The organism is Chryseobacterium ginsenosidimutans, assembly GCF_024807225.1.
Taxonomy (GTDB): Bacteria; Bacteroidota; Bacteroidia; order Flavobacteriales; family Weeksellaceae; genus Chryseobacterium; species Chryseobacterium ginsenosidimutans.
In genome coordinates, this window is the sequence record NZ_JANUCO010000001.1 from 4,091,764 (window position 1) to 4,110,634 (window position 18,871).

The window sequence follows — 18,871 nt, forward strand, 5'->3', positions numbered from 1 at the left end:
TTTAATCCGGATATTGCATCAGATCTTCACCCAATACTTCCTTCCTTATCAATGGAAGTTTTAGAAGAAGCTTTTTCATGCCTTCTACATCTTCCTGTTTTGTATTATGTGAGTGGTAATCTTCTATTTTTGAAACTTTTTCTTCTCCTTCAGAAAAATACTGAGCATAATTTAAGTCTCTGTTATCCGCAGGAATTCTATAAAAATCTCCCATATCCTCTGCCTTTATCATCTCTTCACGAGTACAAAGTGTTTCATACAGCTTTTCACCGTGTCTGGTTCCGATAATTTTTATCGGAGTGTCTGCTTTAAACATTTCTTTTAGTGCCTGAGCCAGATCTCCAATTGTTCCTGCAGGAGCTTTATTTACGAAAAGATCTCCTGAATTACCATGTTCGAATGCAAATAAAACCAACTCTACAGCTTCTTCTAGTGTCATCAGAAACCTTGTCATATTAGGATCTGTGATTGTAATTGATTCTTTATTTTTAATTTGTTTTACAAATAATGGAATTACAGAGCCTCTCGAAGCCATTACATTTCCGTATCGGGTAAGGCAAACAGTAGTATTTTCAAGATTTCTGGATGCGGCAACGGCAACTTTTTCCATCATCGCTTTGGAAATTCCCATTGCATTGATAGGATATGCCGCTTTATCTGTACTTAAACAAATTACTTTTTTCACATTATTTCGAGCAGCAGCATCAATTACGTTTTGAGTTCCCTCCACATTTGTTTTTACAGCCTGCATCGGGAAAAATTCGCAGGAAGGAACTTGTTTTAATGCAGCAGCATGAAAAACATAATCTACTCCTCTCATGGCAGGTTCGATGCTTCTGTAATCTCTTACATCACCGATATAAAATTTTAATTTATCATTTTTAAACTGATTTCTCATATCGTCTTGTTTTTTCTCATCACGGGAAAAAATACGAATCTCTTTAAAATGGTCTGTATCCATAAACTTTCTGAGAACAGCAGTACCGAATGAGCCTGTACCTCCGGTAATGAGAAGAGTTTTATTTTGTATTTCCATAATTTTTTTTAAAATAAGCAAGAAATTAAATTATTAATTTCATTAGTCACTTTTGATTCTGAATTTATTGTATTTTTTTGTAAAGATAAAGATAATGCTTCAGTTATGGAATTAACATCTAAAGGATCGAATACAAGACTAGGTTTACATACAGCATAAGTATATGGTAAATCTGAACTAATGATTTTGCATCTGTTTTCAATAGCTTCTACTAAGCCTAAACCAAAGCTTTCTGTAAGGGACGGGAAAATAAGATATTCTGACTCTGCATATAATTTTTGTAAGCTTTCTCTTTCTACAAATCCTATATTTTCAATAGGATATCCCTGGTTTCGCTTAGTATTAATAATATTTAACATTCCTTCTGCTTCATCAGGGATCGTTAAAATAAGTTTTCCTTTTTTATGCAAGTCATAAAATCGGGAAAATGCTTCCATTAATCTCCCATGATTTTTATGCTGAGAAACATTGCTTATATAAATATATTGATGTTCTTTTTTAGGTAAAATAGCTTGTGAATCAAACGGAGGATAAAATGGCAATGTTAAAATTGTATTTTCCGAGATTTTATATTTCTGAGAAAGTCTTTCTTTAACCAAATCTGTCTGTACTACCCAATAATCTGTATTTTTCTTAAAATTATTTAATATTTGGGTTTTAATATAGTATATTTTCTTTTGCACGAAAGGCATTTCTTTTGGCAAATCAAGAAAAAGAAGCTGATGAAAGTAAGTGTATACTTTGGCTGAAGTTTTAATATTTGGAGGCAAATTACCAAAGCACAGAATTGTAGAAAATTTGTTTTTATTTTCTTTATAAAAACTACGTCTCTTCATCAATGAAGCTTGTGAATAAATAACTTTATTAGTCGATTTTATTTTTATGCTTTCATCTTGTATTCTAAAATCCAAAAGATAAAAAACCTGCTTATCGGTCTTTTCTAATTCGGCAATGAGATAGTCTAGTAAAACTTTGCCACCACTGTTGTTTATATATATTGCATCAATAAGAATCATTTTGCAGCTAAAATTTTTTGGTACAAATCAATATACTGATTTACAATTATTTCAGGACTGTATTTCTTCACATTTTCTTGTCCTTTTAAAATTAATTCTTTTCTTATATCATCATCAGATATAATTTTTATTATTGAATTTCTTATTTCCTCTGTATTATAAGGATCTATAAGTAATGCTCCGGTTTCCGGCAACATCGTTCATAGGGCGAAAATCAGAAGTAATAACGACACAGTTTCTTGCCTGTGCTTCTAATATTGGCAGCCCAAATCCTTCATACAAAGACGGAAAACATAATATGTCGTTTTCATCATATAATTTCTTCAGATCATCATCTGAAATATTGACATAATTATTATAGTCCTGATTATTTCCTTCTAAAATACGCAACTGAATCTCATCCAATTTTCCTACAATCGTAAGTTGAACATCCAGATCTATGCAAGCTTGTAAAACTCTTTCGATATTTTTATTTGATCTTGTGCCTACGATCAGAATTTTGGCTTTACCCTGATCTTGTTTTAATTCAAAAGGTAAAATATCAATCGTAATACAATTGGGAATTACCTGAATTTTATTTGCAACAGAAGGTACTAATTTTATGATTTCCTGTTTCGTTTTCTCGGAAATTACAGTAATGTATTTTAATTTTTTTAAAGGTAAATATACCCAGATTAAATAATACAAGAGTTTTTTGATTCCTGTATATTGATATAAACCAGATAAATCGTGAACAGTAAGTAGTGTCTTTCTAGAATCCAATGCTAATGAAACCCAATGTATATCTCCGGTAATATGATTGATATCTCCCTGATTTTTTTTGAAATAATCAAGAGCTTTAAAAAATTTCGAGAGAGAATAAGGATTAATAAATGCTTTATAAACAATATTTTTTCTACCCAATTCTTCTTTTATCACAGAAAAAAGTTTTTCTATACTTATTTGTCCTTCCGCAGGATTTCTTTCAAAAAAATGAATTTCCATAGTTTATAAGGTGAAAAATATAGTTTTATAAGGTAAAAATAAATTGGGGTAGAACATAATATATTTTACGCATAACAGTAAAAAAAATGATATCAATGCTACAACATACATATATTTTTTTTCTTGTATAAATATATATAATAACCATGTATAAAAAACTGCTTCAAAAATATTGAAATAAATACTAATTCTAGATATAATAAATGTAAAACTAAAAGACAGTATTATATAAGCAAATAGTGAAAAGAACAATATATTCAGAATATATCGCAGCATATTATTTTCTACCAGTTTATTCAGTTTATCTTTATAAATAAACAATAGTATGATCGGTAAAAGACGCCTAAAGATTCCAAACAAATAGATTTTCAAATTTATACTTTCAGATACTGGTTCTGATAAATAACTGGAAAATCTTTGGGAAAATGCTTCAGGTAAAATTAAAATTGCTTTTCCCATAATGAATGTATTCAATCCACTAATTTGTGTTATAAAAGCAAACGCAATGATGTAAAGCCAATATCTATATCTGATATTATTATTTAGCAAAACAAAAACTAAACAAATTATTATTGTTCTATGGAAGAAAGATGCCAAAATAATACATAAAATAAACCATATCTTTTTCTTTTCTAAAAAATATATGGTTGCAAAAAACATAATGGACACTGCCATTAACTGTCTTGTACTTCCCATTAACCCAACGGAAAAGCAAAAGAAAATGAATAAAAATAATACAGGATTTTGAGTAACTTTCTTTACAGAAAAAAAATACAGCACAAATATTACTCCATAGTAAAGAGAATTAAAAATATAATATGTAAAATGTAAATAGTCTCTGCAAAATAATACTAAAAGATTGTATCCCAATTCGAATCTGTCTGTTCGAAGGTGGCTTACTCGGAGTCCGTCAAAATTGTTATAATAATTATAAAAATCTGTTCCGCTTTCCCATCTGAAGCTTTCTAAAAACCACCAAAAGAATAAACAGATAATGAAAATAGTTGTTTTCTGACCAGCTAATAATTTATTATTAAAAGAAAAACTTAACAAAAGAAATACAAATAATGGTATCATTAGCAACTCTTTAAATTACATTTAAACACTTATCTTCTCTCATATTACCAGCAATTATATTAATACATAAGTCTACGATAATTTACATTATAAAATATTCCTTTATAAGGATCAAAAAGGTCTTTGTAAGCGCCTATTGATTGGTTGAAGTCTATAATTGCAATGATTAATAACGGAATCATTAATATCATCCTTTTTTTCTTATCTTCCACTAATAAAAGCAGAAATCCCATAAGAATAGGCTCCATTGCGTTAAAATACAAACTTCCTCTACTAATCATTACAAGTAATGATTTACTAAATATAAAATAAAATAGTATCCCTAGAAAGTATCCGTTAAAAATCAAATTATACTGGGGAATTTTTTCTTGTAATTTATTTCTGGCAATATAAAAAACAAATAAGAAAAATAACCTCTTTAAAAGACCAAATATTGATAATACAGCTGTTTCTTTTTCAGCTGCTTTTACATACAACTCAGCTTTTTTACTAGCTTCTGCACTAATGCCACCTGCCAGTCCGAATATATATATAGGAATAGGAGAATAGCCTATCACTATTGATATTAATAATAATGCTAAAAGAAAATGCCCTTTAATATTTCTATTAATAAAAAAGAAGAAGATAAAAATTAAAGACGTTGCATGGAAAAAATATCCTACAAATATTAATAGAAAGTAATAGGTGTACTGTTTTTTAAATAAAAATGTTAGTGAATATAAACCCAATGCTAATGCCAACAATTGGCGATTAGTACCAAGATTACCCATGAATAAACAATAAAATACGAGTAACGTAATAAAAAAATATTTAGAAAAAAAATCTAAAGTCTTAAAGATCAACAAATAAAAAATTAATGCATTTACAAAAAGAAATATTGAATATCCATAAGCATATTTATAAAAAATATGTGCAAAAAAATCATAGCCCAATTCCATCTGGTTAGGATAACCTATCCACCTGTATTCATTTCTAAAACTCTCATAATGATCTAAATAGGCATTCCAGTCTGATCCGGTTTCCCATCTAAATCCCATTTGACTAACCAATATTATAAAACTTAGAAATTTTAAAGTATTCATTAATACCTCAGATCGTTTAACGTCTTTAAGATTTACTTCTAAAAGAGCAAAAAATCCTAAGAAAAATATTGTAAAAAAATAAATCTCCATATTAATTTATTAATTCTAGCATTGTTTGCATTCTTTTCTCGTAGGTATGATGCTCTAAAAAATGTTTTTTTTGCTCTTCACAAACAGCATATCTTTCTTCAGGCTTATTAATATAATATTTTATTTTTTCTATCGCTTCATCGATATTTTTATAGGTGAATTTCTCAGGATCAATTGCAGAGTATTCTTTAATTATAGGCTTATAATCACAGATTTGAAAACCTCCTATTCCTGCAATTTCAAAAAACTTTACATTGACAGATTCTATTTCGGCATAATGAAAATTATTAAACACAATTTTAGAACCTAATAAAATTTCTGATTTTCTATCACCCGTTATAAATTCATTTGTAAAATTATTTTCAACTGCTTTTTGGGGAAATCTTCGATCCGGAATACCAAATAGTTTTACATTCACACCATTATCAATAAGATTTTTCACCATATTAGCGCGATAAGGATACATTGTTCCGAATGTAACAACATCTATATTAATATCTTTCTCTAATAAAGCTTTATCCTTATTAATAGTTTTATGTACTCTCTGGTTAAAAGCTTCAGGAAGATAATGTGCATTCAGATTCATCTTATCCTTCATAAAATCAACAATATAAGGATCTTTGGTAAAATAATGGTCATAATCTGAAACAAAGATCTGCTGATATTCAAAGGTCGTCAAAGCATCAGGATTAATATGAATCACTTTTACGTTTTTCAATTCATTTTTAATTTTCCTGATACAATTTGGATGAATAAAACGATAAACACCAATTACCAGATCGGGTTTTTCATCAATAATGCGATCTGCAATTTTAGTAAAAACATACTCGTCATATTTTGGGAAAAATTTTGTTGCCCAATAGTTATATTTATACGGTATTTTAATAACATCCTTTACGTCAATATGGAAAATATCGTGACCCATAAATTTCAAAGAATCATGCAGATGATATTCTAAACTATCGTAATCCTTACTTCCTATAATGGCTATCTTCATAAAAGCTTGTTTATATTATTTTTAAAGAAGCTGATATTTTCTTTAAAACTATAATTTGAGTTCAAAAATCTTATCGGAGTACATAATAGCTCAAAAAAAACGTATTTCAAAAAATTCTGACGGTCATTTTTTCTGAAATATAGTGTCTGGCTATCCTGTATGATCATTCTTTTCCAATTATTTGCCTTGGAACTTGCACCTTCCAGATGAATAATCTTTGTCTGGTTGGTGATATAATTTATTTTGGATAAGTTGGTGATTCTTTTCTGCAGATCGGTTTCTTCAAAATACAGGAAAAATTTCTCATCAAATCCTTGTACATCATCAAATAATTTCTTTCTTAAAAACATGTCTGCACCACTCACCATATCTACTTTTGTGATATTATCAAAATGGATTTTTTCGTAAGTTTTATAATTTGTTTTAAAATACAAATTTAAATAATCCGAAATATAAAATTTAATCTGAGGAAATGAACCCGCAGTATTAATCATATTTAAATTTTCATCGCATAAAACTGCTCCTAAAACTCCAATATTTAATTGTTTTTCATTATTTTGAAAATAATCTTTCAAAATTTTTATAGAATTTTCAATCAAGATCGTATCAGAATTAAGTATAAATAAAAATTCTCCAGTCGCATGTTGACTTCCCAGATTATTGGCTGTTCCAAAACCCAGATTATTTTCAGAATAGATGTATTTTATATCATTTCTCTGTTCAAAATGCTCTTTAGAAACCGTCTGTAGATCCATTATCAACCACTATAATTTCATACTCTATATCTCTGGTTTTTGAAATGATAGAATCTATGCAGTTATTCGTGATAACTTTTGTATTATAATTGACGAGAATAATGGAAACCTGCATCATCTAATCTTTAATTTTTTTATGGAATCTAAAATATCTTTATCCAGTGTTTTGTAAAATATACTATTCTCTTTTTTAATTAATTCTACATCGAAATCAATCAGATTGATCTTTTTTCTGTCTTCAATCAAGTCTTCCGGAATTCTCCATCTGATAAACTTCGCAGGATTTCCTCCCACAATTGAAAATGGTTCCACATTTTTTGTGACTACACTTCCAGCTGCTATTATGGATCCTTTTCCTAGTTTTACACCCGATATAATTATAGAATTTGCTCCTATCCAAACTTCATCTTCAACTTCTATTGCTCCTCTTGTCATCGCATCATCTTGAGGATTGTGTTCAATAAAAACTGATTTAACAGGAAATGCAGAAAAAGTATCAATTTGATGATTTCCACCCAAAATAAAACGAACGTTAGAAGCAATACTCACAAAGTTTCCTATTACTAATTTTTCATCTTTATGATCATAGGCTTCAATATTGAGTTGACCATAAGAATATTTCCCTACTTTCACCTTTTCCGTGCCTGAAAAGTGTTTCCCTAAAGTGGTACTATTATGCCCATTAGCCAATCTCCAATCCACAGATTGCAAATATTGTCTAAATAACATAATTATTTTAGAACGAATTAAATTTAATAGTTTTAAAAACCTGATCATAAAATCTGATTATAAATTTTCATCAGCTCATCCATATGTTGTGAGGCTGTTTTCGTCCCGTTTATTGTGTTAATTACCCTATTATATAAATTATAAATTTCATCAGAATTCATCAACTGTAAAACAGATTCAATACCCACTTCGTCGATTTCAAAAAGAAATCCATTGTTTTCATTAACGAAATCTGGTATCCCACCCATTTTCGTCCCGATAACAGGAACTCCGGCATTCAGAAATTCAAAAACAACTTGTGGAGCATTGTCTTCCCAGATGGATAATACCAATCCCAAATCAATTTGCTTTAAAATATTAACTAAGTCGCTGTGCTGATATCTGCCATGATAAAATACATGGGACATTGACTGTACTTTTTCTAAAACAGAAGGATCTATCCCACCATAAATATGAAATTCATGATCACTATTTTCCACTAATTTCAAAAACAGATTAGCTCCTTTATGAAAATGCAAATTCCCAATGAATCCCAATTTTAATTTTTGGGAAGGATCTTTTTTCACTCTTCCTGTAAAATTATTTCTAAAGCTTTCATCGGCCGTATAATTTCCGATATGATTGACAATAAATAAATCATTATCATATCCGTTTTCCTGATAAATTTCTTTTACTCTGCTGGAAACTGCAATTAAGCAATCTACATTTTTAAATAACTTTTGTCCTTCTAAAAATCTTTCATGGTGACCATGAGAATTTCCTAATCGTTGTATTTTCAGAAGCTTTAATCCTTCTCTTACTCCTTTAGAAATGTATCGGTTATCTATTGTTTCTTCAAATGAAATACAAGAACTACATTTTTTATTTTCGTTGCTGCTTGTACATAATTTCCCATCTCCATCTAAAAGAATGATCCTGTTGCATACATAAGAATAATCATGGAGAGATATAACCACTTTAGCATGTCTCTTGAAAACTTCCAAAGCCTTTACCGGCAAATCAATCATCATATGTACATGAATAATATCCGGCGAAATATCTTTTACTATCTTTTCTAATAAATCAACATCATTATTGGTGATAACGCTGCTGAGGTGAAAAGGTCTTAGCTTAGGATTTATATTAAGCGTCTTAAAGCTATAATTCTTTTCCTCCTTATTATCTTTTGAGTAAAGTACAGTGACATCATGCCCATTATCCGCCATTGTACTAGAAATATTTCTAACATAATTTGTTATTCCTCCATGAAAAGAAATATCAAAACCGGTACAAATCTGAAGAACTCTCATAAATTCAATTTATTTTTTACTAAATCCAAAGCTTCTCCTATCACGTGATGCATATCCATATATCTATAAGTAGCTAATCTTCCTACAAAAGAAATTTTATCTAATTTCTCTACTTCATCTTCATATAAAGAAAGTTTTTCCATATCCTCTTTCAGTCTTTTAGGATAATATGGGATATCCCCTTTCTCTGTTTCTTTGCTGTATTCTGTAAAATATGTTGTTTTTTCGTGCTGCTCCCACGGAGTAAAATGCTTATGTTCGTGTACTCTGGTATACGGAACTTCAGGATCTGCATAATTGATCACCGGATTTCCTTGATAATCTCCGTCTGCAACCGATTTTTCGAAATATACAGTTCTATAGGATAGTCTTCCATATTTATAATCAAAGAAAGCGTCTATCGGTCCGGAATAGAATACATGTTCAAACTCCGACAAATCCCACGAAGAATCAAATTTTGTATTTAGTTTTACTTCAATATTAGGAGATGCCAGCATTTTTTCAAAAATCGCAGTATAGCCATCTTTTGGGATCCCCTGAAATGGATTGGCATAATAATTATCATTATAATTAAATCTTACTGGCAATCTTTTCAAAATACTCGCAGGCAGTTCTGTTGGTTCACAACCCCATTGTTTTTTAGTATAGCCATAAAAAAAAGCCTTATAAAGATCTTCACCAATAAACTTCATAGCTTGTTCTTCAAAGTTCTGAGGCTCATTAATATCTTTTTTAGCAACAGATTCTATAAAAATCTTCGCTTCTTCTGGCTTCATAGCTTTATTAAAAAACTGATTTATGGTATGTAAATTAATAGGCATAGAATATACATTTCCTTTATAAACAGATTTTACACGATTTACAAAAGATACCATTTCACAGAAATTTTGAATATAATCCCAAACTTCTTTATTATCTGTATTGAAAATATGTGGACCATATTTATGCACCATCACATTTGTTTCCGGATCTCTTTCTGTATAACAATTTCCTCCAATATGATCTCTGTCGTCTACCACTGTAATATGGTTTTCGGGATCCTTGCTCAATTGTTCTGCAATCACAGCCCCTGAAAAACCTGATCCTATTATTAAATATTTTTTCATTGTTATTATTCTTTTCTATTTTTTAATGTCAAAATAATTTGCTTTAGTTGAAAATATTTTGATTCAAAAATTTCAATTTTTTCTTTTTTTAATGCAAAATACATCAATACCGTCACTAAACATTCAATAATTACACAATTCCATGCAGTTCCAATGTATCCCCAATATTTACTCATTATAATGTTGAGAATAAAACCTATAATACTGGCGATAAAAGTAGCTTTAAAAAATACTTTATCTAAGCCCAAATTTAGCATTAATTGAATTCCGAAAATATTAGACATTCCAACGATGAGAGGTATAAATGAAATAATTTTTAAAACAACAATGGAATTATCAAATTTATGCCCGTAAATAAGCTTAATTAAAAATGGAGCAAATATCAATATTCCAATTGAAGCAAAAAAAGTTAAATAAAAAACAATTGGCAGAATTTTTTTTATAAGATTTATCCCATGTTCTCTAGATACAGAAAAGCCTTTTCCAATAAAAGGATAAAGAGCCGTAGAAATAGGAATCGTTAGCATTAAATTGACTATATTTAAAAAACCCTGACTGGTTGTATAGTATCCAACCTCTTTATTATTAGCAAAAAACCCCAAAACCACAGTATTGGTAGAGGTGTATAAACTGATAACCACAGTAGAAAAAAAAATCATTCTCTCATTTATAATCAGGTTCAAAGCCTTCTTTATAGATATAAACTCATACTTTATATGAAATTTTTTAACGGCATAAAAAAACAGAAAAATATTAATAAGGAGCAGAAAAATTACTGATAAGGTAGGTATCCAAAAATAATCCGAGCTTTCTTTTATTAAAATAAAAACTAATACTGTATTAATAATGCCTTTTACAAAATTTAATTTTGCAAAAATTTCTAATTCTTGAAGTCCTTGGAAAATATACTGTGGAGATATAACTGTAGAAATACATCCAACAAACAATATAATTGCAATATAAATATCTTTTTGAATAGGTTTAAAAAAGTATATTGAAATCATAAATAAGATACAGGATACTAGAAACAAAATTACTCTAGCTGTGATAACTTCCGAAATAATAGTATTGATATATTCTTTATTTTCAGAATTCTGCGAGATTCTTCTAGTAGCAGTTAAATCAAAACCATATGCTATTAAAAGAGTAAAATATCCTATAAATGCTGCAGCATAATTAATAATGCCATACCCATCCGGACCAATAATTCTAGAGACATATGGTACAGTAATCAATGGAAATACATAATTAACAAATTGTATGACTCCCAAAGATGCTACATTTCTTATTAATTTTTTTTTCTCACGCATTTATTATCTTTTAGACGAAAATTAGAATTTCCGAATTTAATGGAATACTATAATTTAATTTGCTTCAATAAACTTATAAAACAGAACCAATACAATGTTGATGTACATTTTGCATTTTATAATCTCGCGTCCACAGTATCTCTTTCTAAAAATGCTTTAACATCAAATAATACAGATTGCTCATTTTTAAGAACAGCAATATCAAGATCTTTAAATTCTTTATGGGAAACAGCTAAAATAACCACTTCATATTTTTTGTCATGCTTTAGCTTCTTAAGAGTTTCTACATCATATTCCGATTTTACCTCTTCGTGATCTGCCCAAGGATCATAGATATCTACATTAAGACCATATTGTTTTAGTTCCGAATAAATATCTACAACTTTGGTATTTCTTATATCCGGACAATTTTCTTTAAAAGTAACTCCAAGAATTAAAGCATTGGCATTTTTAATCTGAATCCCTTTCTTGATCATCAGTTTTACAACTTTTCCGGAAATAAATTCCGGCATCATGTCATTTACTCTTCTTCCGCTTAAAATTACCTGAGGATGATATCCTAACTGCACGGCTTTATGAGCCAAATAATAAGGATCTACAGAAATACAGTGTCCTCCTACCAAGCCGGGACGATATTTTAAAAAATTAAATTTGGTTCCTGCCGCTTCTAACACATCATGGGTATCTATGCCTACTCTGTCAAATATTAAAGCTAATTCGTTCACAAAAGAAATATTAACATCCCTCTGAGCATTTTCGATAGCTTTAGAAGCTTCTGCAACCTTTATGCTTGGTGCTTTATGAGTTCCTGCCTCAATGATTAGTTTATAAAGCTGATCTATATTTTCTGCAATTTCGGGTGTTGAACCGGAAGTTACTTTCTTTATGGTAACAAGCGTATTTACCTTATCACCCGGTACAATTCTTTCCGGAGAATAGCCTACATAGAAATCTTCATTCAGTTTTAATCCCGATTGTTTTTCTAGAACAGGGATACATTCTTCTTCTGTACATCCCGGATAGACTGTAGATTCATAGATAACGATATCCTCTTTTTTAAGAATTTCTCCAAGCATTTTGCTTGCTTTAATTAGTAAAGTAAGATCCGGAGCATTAAATCTGTCTATTGGTGTCGGTACCGTTACGATATAGACATTTGCATTTGAAATCTCTTCCAGGGAACAAGAAGGTATATATCCTTTTTTAAAATTACTATCTACAGCTTGTTGTAGGCGCTCCTTTATTTCAAAAGAATCGGCTTCCAGTGTATGGTCTTCACCATTCTTAAGCTCTTCTATTCTTTTTACATTGATATCAAAACCATATATCGGTAAATGTTTTGAAAATTCCAATGCCAATGGAAGCCCTACATATCCTTGCCCAATTACTGCAATCTTGTAATTTTCCAGTGTATTCATCATTTGTTATTTAAAAAGACTTTTTATTTTATCCAAAAAGTTTTTGTGTTCTGCGCCATAGCCATAACCATATTTGTTACCATACGCAAAGTATTCTTTATTTACATCATTAAGTACAAAAGCAACATTCTTTATTCTTTGACTTTCTATTTGTTTATTAGCAAAGTCAATTAGAGATTTCTCTGTATGTTTGGATCTTGTAACATATAGAGTAACATCTGCCAAATCCGCAATTAGTAAAGTATCTGTCACTAGCATTAATGGTGCTGTATCTACAATTATATAATCATATACTTTTTTTAGTTCAGCAATAAGATCTTCATATCTTCCATTAGATAATAATTCTGTAGGATTCGGAGGGATACTTCCTGAGAAAATTACATCTAAATAGGGGTTAAAGGCACTTTGATGGATCACATTATCTGCAGAAATATGATCATCATAAAGGAATTCTGTAAGACCTGATAAATTTTTTCTTTCCGTATTATATCTCTGTAATTGAGGATTTCTGATATCTGAACCGATAATAATTACTTTCTTTTTAGGACTTGCTATTGTTAAGGCAAGATTTACAGATACATGGGTTTTACCCTCTCCTTTCACGGTGGAAGTTACAAATACTGTTCTTCCCAATTTAAGGCTTTTAGGAAACATGAAATTCATGTTGGTAATTAGTATTCTGAAAGATTCTGCCATTGGTGACAGGTCGTTCATTTTTACTAATTCATCCTGCCCTCTTTCCATACTTGGAATTTCTCCAATAATTGGTTTCTTTTGGGTCAGTTTCTCCAGATCATGTTTCGTTTTTACTTTATTATTAAATAATTCCTGTAGATAAATAATAGCTATCGGGAATATTAATCCAAATAAAAATCCAGACAAAAGAACTACCATTGATTTTGGAGCCACCTGAAAACCAATATACGCTTCATCAATAACTCTAGCTTTGGGAACTGTAACAGCCATAGAAATTGCTGTTTCTTCTCTTTTTTGCAGCAAAAGCAGGTATAATGATTCTTTTATTTGTTGTTGTCTCTCAATACTTCTGAAAAGTTTTTCCTGAGCAGGAACCTTAGCAATTTTACCTGAAATAACATTTTGTTCTGATGATAACCCATTTTTTGCTAATTGAAGACCTATTTTGTTTTTTTCTAAACTTTGGATTACAGAAACCTCGAATGTTATTAATCTGTTTTGTAACATCAATTACCAATGGGTTTTGAGGAGTAGCACTTTCTAATAGTCTATTTCTTTCCAAAACCAATTGGTTGTAGGTGCCGATATTGGTCGTAGCATTAGGATTACTTAGTCCTACATTACTAGGAAGTGTCTGATAGGAATTCTGATTCGAAACATAGCCCATTAAAGCATCCGTAAGTTCTAGTTGAGCACTTATTTCTAGTTCCTTACTTTTAGCTTCAGCATTTGTCTCCAACCCAAGCTTAATTTCCGTTTCTATATCTGAAATTTGATTATGCTGTTTGAATTTCTCTTTTTCATTTTCAACATCACCTAAGTCTTTTCCAACTTGTGTAATACGACCATCTATAAATTTCGCGGTATTACTAAATTCTGTATTTTTATCTGCAATTGCATCTTCATTATATACTTGCACTAACCTATTTATAATTGCTTTAGCTTTATTAGTTTCACTATAATTCATAGCTAACTTAATAACCGTTGCATCTTTATTTATTAAAGTTACGTTCAGTGCACCTTGATATCTATCTGTTTTATTCTCAACATTAGAAATATCTAATAATACTTCATTCGTTTTATTCTTTGATACATATTGCTCGTTTTTCAATATCATTATATTCGCAAACGGCAAACTTATTATTTTATTAAAAGTGGTAGTAATTGTAGGAATACCTTCTGATCCAAATTCTAGTTTTTCACCGCTTATCTTTAAATTCATTAAGCGAGAAACTTTTGCAAGAGTCTGCTTTTCCTGGATCACTCTTACTTTTACAGGGGATGTTTCACCAAAAAGTTCATGTTTTATATCTCCCTGAAAAACATCTGTCTCAAGACCTAATCCCTTTACAACTTCTCTTATTAATTTTTTAGATTTAAAGATTTCCATCTCATTTTCTACGCCATTACTCCCAATTTTTCCTATCCCGGAAATATCTCTTAATACGGCAAAATCCTGGGTTCCTCCATTATTTGCTTTAGAATCTTTAATAAGTACTGTAGAAGCAACCTCAAATACAGACACTTGTTTCCTAAGGTATAAATAAGTGAAAATTACAGCTACAATGATACTAATTATAACCCAGTACCAACTTTTTAAATAAGGTTGTATTATCTCACGGATATGTAATTCAGAATTTTCTGTTTCCACAACATAAGTGTTCTTTTTCATCATGTTTTTATTTCTTAAATAAACCTATTACTACTGCTATAGCTGTAACACCTATGGAAATAGCAGATAAAATGAGTGGCGTATTAGGATTTTGCTTAGAAGCTGTATCTTTTGTGTTGTTTGCAGACACAATTATTGCATCTCCTTGTCTCAAATGATAATAAGGTGAGTTTATAAGGTTTGCATCCTGTAAGTTTACTCTTCCATGGGTTATTTGTCCATTCTCTGTTCTTATCACCAATACATCGTTTCTTTTACCAAATGCGGTAAGATCTCCTGCCATTCCAAGCGCATTTAAAATGGTTGCCTGACCGTTGCTAACAATGTAATCTCCCTGTCTGTTTACCTCACCTAAAATTGTTATTTTAAAATTAGCGAGTCTTACACTTACCGTTGGATTAATAACGAATTCTGCCATTTTGCTTCTCAGCTCATCTTTGAATTCTATTAATGTTTTATTAGAAGTATTAAGTCTTCCTAAAATAGGAAAATCTATATCTCCATTGATGTCTACAATATATGAAGGTCCTGAAATATTCACAGTTCCTTGACCTGGAGTATTTCCGCCTGCTAAAGCATTTGTCTGGATAAACTCTGACGATGAATAATTTTGATTAAATGGTTTTACAACATCTGTATCCTTAGCCGTAACAAGAACGATCAACTGATCTCCAGGCTGAATTGTGGGTTGAGAATTTTTAGTTGAAGCTTCTAATGCAACATTTTCTATATTCTGCAGATAATTCAGATCATTGTGTGCGTTGGGATTAGTTTTACATGAAACTAAGACAAGTGTTGTGATTACAGCCAGTATTTTACCTTTCATTATGTTTTAAAAATTGTACAAATATACATTTTATATTTTTTCTATTTATCCAGTATTTCGTAAATAGAATTGTTACTTCTAAACTCAGGTACGATTGTTTTCAAAATCCTTACCACTTCTACTTTGTCTCTTCGGATTGCCGCTTTAGTAACCAGATTTATCATACTTTCTATTTCTAAAAACTCCATACTCTGATCTTTTGAGATCATAATTTTATCATTATGAGTAGGAAGTGTTTTTGCACCATCGCTCAATAGTTCTTCGTACAACTTTTCTCCCGGTCTTAAACCTGTATAAATAATTTTTATATCAATATTAGGTTCAAATCCAGATAATTTTATCATTCTGTTGGCTAGATCCAAAATCTTAACGGGTTCACCCATATCAAAAACGAAAATCTCTCCCCCTTGTCCCATTGTTCCCGCTTGCAGTACCAATTCGCAGGCTTCAGGAATCGTCATAAAATATCTTACAATATCCGGATGGGTAATGGTAACCGGTCCTCCGGCTTCAATTTGCTTTTTAAAATGAGGAATTACAGAACCGTTTGATCCTAAGACATTTCCAAATCTTGTTGTGATGAATTTCGTCGTATTTCCTTCCACATCTTGTAATGACTGAACAAATAATTCTGCAGCTCTTTTCGAAGCCCCCATCACATTGGTGGGGTTTACTGCTTTATCCGTGGAAATCATTACAAATCTGTTGACCTTATATTTACTCGAAAGAGTGGCTATGATTTTTGAACCTAACACATTTACCAAAATCCCTTCATGTGGATTTTCTTCAACCAAGGGAACATGTTTGTAAGCTGCAGCATGATAAACCATCGAGAAATTATAGGCCTGGAATAATGGTTCAATCCTATGCTTATTAGAAACATCTGCCAAAACAAATTTAAACCTGATATGAGGAAATTTATCCTTCATCTCAAGTTCAATATCATATAAAGGTGTTTCTGCCTGATCCAGAACAACGATCAAAGAAGGGCTAAATTGCGCTACCTGTCTTACAATTTCACTTCCGATAGATCCTGCACCACCCGTTACTAAAATACTTTTATTGTAATGTCTGCTCTTAACCTCTTCATTTTCAATTTTAATAGGTTTTCTGTTCAATAAATCTTCAATCTGAAGAGTTCTTATGGAACCTCCTAAATCACTGTCTCTTAACTTCTGTACAGAAGGAGCCTTGAAAATATTAAGATCTTTTTCCAAAAATAAATTCACCCAAGAATTCATTTCGTCTTTAGACATCATTTCTTTTACTATAATTACTCCGTCTATTAAAAGCTCTTCTTTGGTATTTCGTTCTATTTTATCTTTAGAAAGAATAGGTTTTCCTAATAGTGAAGCACTTTTAGAATCTGTTCTTTGAGTAAGAAATCCTACTACATGATAAGGCAGGCTTGGATTATCCAAAATGGCTCTTGCAATGGCAATAGATTGTTCATCAATCCCCAAAACAAGAATTCTTTTCTTCAATGTACTTCTTCTGTACTCTCTCACAATATGAAAAAACTCCTTCACATATAACCTGAACAGGAATAAGCCCATAAAGGAAATAATAAAATAAAGAATTAAGTATGGAGTAAGAATAAATTTTCCACCGGTAATCCAAAAATAAATAATATTGATCGTTCCTACCACAAACATCGTACAGAAACAAGAGATCAATAATTTGAAAAGATCTATAAAAGTAGAATGTCTTATAATCCCTGCATAGGTTTTAAGAATATACATAAATAAAACATTCGCGCCAATTATCGCCGCAAAAATAACACCCTTATCTTCATGATAAATGAATTCTTTCTGGGTGATCTTTTCAATAATATAAGTGGATAGAAATAGCGATACTACCAGAATAATAATATCAATTGCTAATATTATCCATCTGGGAAGGTATCTTACATCTGAGAGACTGACAACGTTATCTCCTCCAAAAATTTTCTTTCTAAGAGAGTCGTACATTGTCTTTATTTATGTTCATATATATTAAGGTATAAACCCGGATTATCCAAATGTCATCCCGAGCAATTCATGCAAAATTAAAATAAAATTTCATCTATACTTTAAATTTAAAAATAAATTTCATTTGAGTTTTTAACAATTCTCATTTAAAAATTTATTTAATATATAGTTCAAACGCTTTTTCCAAAAGTATACCACAAAAAGTATAATTTTACAGGTTGTTCTTTTTTATTTTATTTTTACTGGAAATAAATAGTATTCAATAATAATCTATTTTAAATTTAAATTATTACGTTAAATACAAATTTTACATTAAGGTTTTAAAAACAACTTCAATAATAATTAAAATTATTTTTATTCAAAAATATCATTTATTTTCTCATATTCAAAACCTCTACCCATTAAATATTTTATTGTTTTCGATTTTTTTTGATATTCTTTCAGTCCTTTTTGTTTAGAATAGTAATCTTCGTATATTTTTTTGATTGTTTTTTCATAATCACTTTCATCTATTTCATCAAAACATTTATTAATCAACTTTTCGGAAATCTGCTTCTGCTTTAAATTAATTTTAATTTTCGTCTTTCCCCAATGTTTAATGTAAAATTTCCCTCTGATATAGCTTCTGGTAAATCTTTCTTCATTCAAATAATTTTCCTTTAAAAGATAAAGCATGATTTCTTCCTTCGCTTCATCAATTAACAGAAATTCCTTCATTTTTTGCTCCACTTCTGCATGACAACGATCCTGATAAACGCAATAATTCATCAGTTTCAGTTTAATTTCATTAAAAGTGAAAGATTTCTTTTCCATAATTT

Annotated in this window: 16 protein-coding genes and 1 pseudogene; all 17 read right to left on the bottom strand. The window is 30.1% G+C overall.

All coding sequences use genetic code 11. From position 1 onward, the window contains the following. Nucleotide 1 precedes the first annotated feature (1 nt). The 17 genes and pseudogenes from J3D55_RS19135 to J3D55_RS19205 all read right to left on the bottom strand — a co-directional run bounded on the left by J3D55_RS19135 (nt 2) and on the right by J3D55_RS19205 (nt 18,866). Nucleotides 2-1,036, bottom strand: coding sequence for a polysaccharide biosynthesis protein (locus J3D55_RS19135; RefSeq protein WP_259133406.1), 1,035 nt, complete (start codon nt 1,034-1,036; stop codon nt 2-4). A gap of 8 nt (nt 1,037-1,044) precedes the next feature. After that, nucleotides 1,045-2,052 (bottom strand): glycosyltransferase, encoded by a 1,008-nt coding sequence (locus J3D55_RS19140; protein WP_259133408.1) that lies wholly within the window; start codon nt 2,050-2,052, stop codon nt 1,045-1,047. Between the two features lie 156 nt (nt 2,053-2,208). Next, nucleotides 2,209-3,036 carry a glycosyltransferase gene (locus J3D55_RS19145; RefSeq protein ID WP_259133410.1) on the bottom strand — a complete coding sequence of 276 codons (828 nt, stop codon included), beginning with the start codon at nt 3,034-3,036 and terminating at the stop codon, nt 2,209-2,211. A 3-nt stretch (nt 3,037-3,039) separates the two neighbouring features. Then, nucleotides 3,040-4,113 carry an EpsG family protein gene (locus J3D55_RS22605; RefSeq protein WP_374759511.1) on the bottom strand — a complete coding sequence of 358 codons (1,074 nt, stop codon included), beginning with the start codon at nt 4,111-4,113 and terminating at the stop codon, nt 3,040-3,042. A 59-nt stretch (nt 4,114-4,172) separates the two neighbouring features. Beyond that, complete coding sequence (locus J3D55_RS19150) at nt 4,173-5,285, bottom strand: EpsG family protein (protein WP_259133432.1); 1,113 nt, start codon at nt 5,283-5,285, stop codon at nt 4,173-4,175. 1 nt (nt 5,286) lies between these two features. Beyond that, nucleotides 5,287-6,282, bottom strand: coding sequence for a CgeB family protein (locus J3D55_RS19155; RefSeq protein ID WP_259133433.1), 996 nt, complete (start codon nt 6,280-6,282; stop codon nt 5,287-5,289). Next, nucleotides 6,279-7,155 (bottom strand): annotated as a pseudogene (locus J3D55_RS19160) (glycosyltransferase family 2 protein). Before J3D55_RS19160 ends, J3D55_RS19155 begins: the two are co-directional and overlap by 4 nt. Then, nucleotides 7,152-7,766 carry a CatB-related O-acetyltransferase gene (locus J3D55_RS19165; RefSeq protein ID WP_259133435.1) on the bottom strand — a complete coding sequence of 205 codons (615 nt, stop codon included), beginning with the start codon at nt 7,764-7,766 and terminating at the stop codon, nt 7,152-7,154. Before J3D55_RS19165 ends, J3D55_RS19160 begins: the two are co-directional and overlap by 4 nt. A gap of 44 nt (nt 7,767-7,810) precedes the next feature. Continuing rightward, complete coding sequence (locus J3D55_RS19170) at nt 7,811-9,055, bottom strand: glycosyltransferase (RefSeq protein ID WP_259133438.1); 1,245 nt, start codon at nt 9,053-9,055, stop codon at nt 7,811-7,813. Further along, the gene (gene glf, locus J3D55_RS19175) at nt 9,052-10,161 is read right to left on the bottom strand and encodes a UDP-galactopyranose mutase (RefSeq protein WP_259133440.1); all 1,110 of its coding nucleotides are present in this window, start codon (nt 10,159-10,161) and stop codon (nt 9,052-9,054) included. The genes J3D55_RS19170 and glf overlap by 4 nt, the downstream gene beginning before the upstream one ends. 5 nt (nt 10,162-10,166) lie before the next feature. Next, complete coding sequence (locus tag J3D55_RS19180) at nt 10,167-11,471, bottom strand: flippase (protein WP_259133442.1); 1,305 nt, start codon at nt 11,469-11,471, stop codon at nt 10,167-10,169. A 116-nt stretch (nt 11,472-11,587) separates the two neighbouring features. Then, a complete protein-coding gene (locus J3D55_RS19185; protein WP_310467328.1) occupies nt 11,588-12,892 on the bottom strand; it encodes a nucleotide sugar dehydrogenase in 1,305 nt (434 codons plus the stop codon). A gap of 3 nt (nt 12,893-12,895) precedes the next feature. After that, on the bottom strand, nt 12,896-13,888 hold the full coding sequence (locus J3D55_RS22415; protein WP_310467512.1) for a polysaccharide biosynthesis tyrosine autokinase: 993 nt from the start codon (nt 13,886-13,888) through the stop codon (nt 12,896-12,898). Nucleotides 13,889-13,970: 82 nt separating this feature from the next. Continuing rightward, nucleotides 13,971-15,260 carry a GumC domain-containing protein gene (locus tag J3D55_RS22420; RefSeq protein WP_310467330.1) on the bottom strand — a complete coding sequence of 430 codons (1,290 nt, stop codon included), beginning with the start codon at nt 15,258-15,260 and terminating at the stop codon, nt 13,971-13,973. Nucleotides 15,261-15,264: 4 nt separating this feature from the next. Continuing rightward, the gene (locus J3D55_RS19195; RefSeq protein WP_259133450.1) at nt 15,265-16,083 is read right to left on the bottom strand and encodes a polysaccharide biosynthesis/export family protein; all 819 of its coding nucleotides are present in this window, start codon (nt 16,081-16,083) and stop codon (nt 15,265-15,267) included. A 41-nt stretch (nt 16,084-16,124) separates the two neighbouring features. Continuing rightward, nucleotides 16,125-18,053 (bottom strand): polysaccharide biosynthesis protein, encoded by a 1,929-nt coding sequence (locus tag J3D55_RS19200; protein WP_259133452.1) that lies wholly within the window; start codon nt 18,051-18,053, stop codon nt 16,125-16,127. Between the two features lie 354 nt (nt 18,054-18,407). Continuing rightward, nucleotides 18,408-18,866: a regulatory protein RecX gene (locus tag J3D55_RS19205; RefSeq protein ID WP_259133454.1), complete on the bottom strand. Its 459-nt coding sequence runs from the start codon at nt 18,864-18,866 to the stop codon at nt 18,408-18,410. Between the last annotated feature and the right edge of the window lie 5 nt (nt 18,867-18,871).

Excerpts from the sequence above, each read along its gene's own strand:
- J3D55_RS19135 (WP_259133406.1), bottom strand. The coding sequence starts at position 1,036 with ATGGAAATACAAAATAAAACTCTTCTCATTACCGGAGGTACAGGCTCA.
- J3D55_RS19140 (WP_259133408.1), bottom strand. The coding sequence starts at position 2,052 with ATGATTCTTATTGATGCAATATATATAAACAACAGTGGTGGCAAAGTT.
- J3D55_RS19145 (WP_259133410.1), bottom strand. The coding sequence starts at position 3,036 with ATGGAAATTCATTTTTTTGAAAGAAATCCTGCGGAAGGACAAATAAGT.
- J3D55_RS22605 (WP_374759511.1), bottom strand. The coding sequence starts at position 4,113 with ATGATACCATTATTTGTATTTCTTTTGTTAAGTTTTTCTTTTAATAAT.
- J3D55_RS19150 (WP_259133432.1), bottom strand. The coding sequence starts at position 5,285 with ATGGAGATTTATTTTTTTACAATATTTTTCTTAGGATTTTTTGCTCTT.
- J3D55_RS19155 (WP_259133433.1), bottom strand. The coding sequence starts at position 6,282 with ATGAAGATAGCCATTATAGGAAGTAAGGATTACGATAGTTTAGAATAT.
- J3D55_RS19165 (WP_259133435.1), bottom strand. The coding sequence starts at position 7,766 with ATGTTATTTAGACAATATTTGCAATCTGTGGATTGGAGATTGGCTAAT.
- J3D55_RS19170 (WP_259133438.1), bottom strand. The coding sequence starts at position 9,055 with ATGAGAGTTCTTCAGATTTGTACCGGTTTTGATATTTCTTTTCATGGA.
- glf (WP_259133440.1), bottom strand. The coding sequence starts at position 10,161 with ATGAAAAAATATTTAATAATAGGATCAGGTTTTTCAGGGGCTGTGATT.
- J3D55_RS19180 (WP_259133442.1), bottom strand. The coding sequence starts at position 11,471 with ATGCGTGAGAAAAAAAAATTAATAAGAAATGTAGCATCTTTGGGAGTC.
- J3D55_RS19185 (WP_310467328.1), bottom strand. The coding sequence starts at position 12,892 with ATGATGAATACACTGGAAAATTACAAGATTGCAGTAATTGGGCAAGGA.
- J3D55_RS22420 (WP_310467330.1), bottom strand. The coding sequence starts at position 15,260 with ATGATGAAAAAGAACACTTATGTTGTGGAAACAGAAAATTCTGAATTA.
- J3D55_RS19195 (WP_259133450.1), bottom strand. The coding sequence starts at position 16,083 with ATGAAAGGTAAAATACTGGCTGTAATCACAACACTTGTCTTAGTTTCA.
- J3D55_RS19200 (WP_259133452.1), bottom strand. The coding sequence starts at position 18,053 with ATGTACGACTCTCTTAGAAAGAAAATTTTTGGAGGAGATAACGTTGTC.
- J3D55_RS19205 (WP_259133454.1), bottom strand. The coding sequence starts at position 18,866 with ATGGAAAAGAAATCTTTCACTTTTAATGAAATTAAACTGAAACTGATG.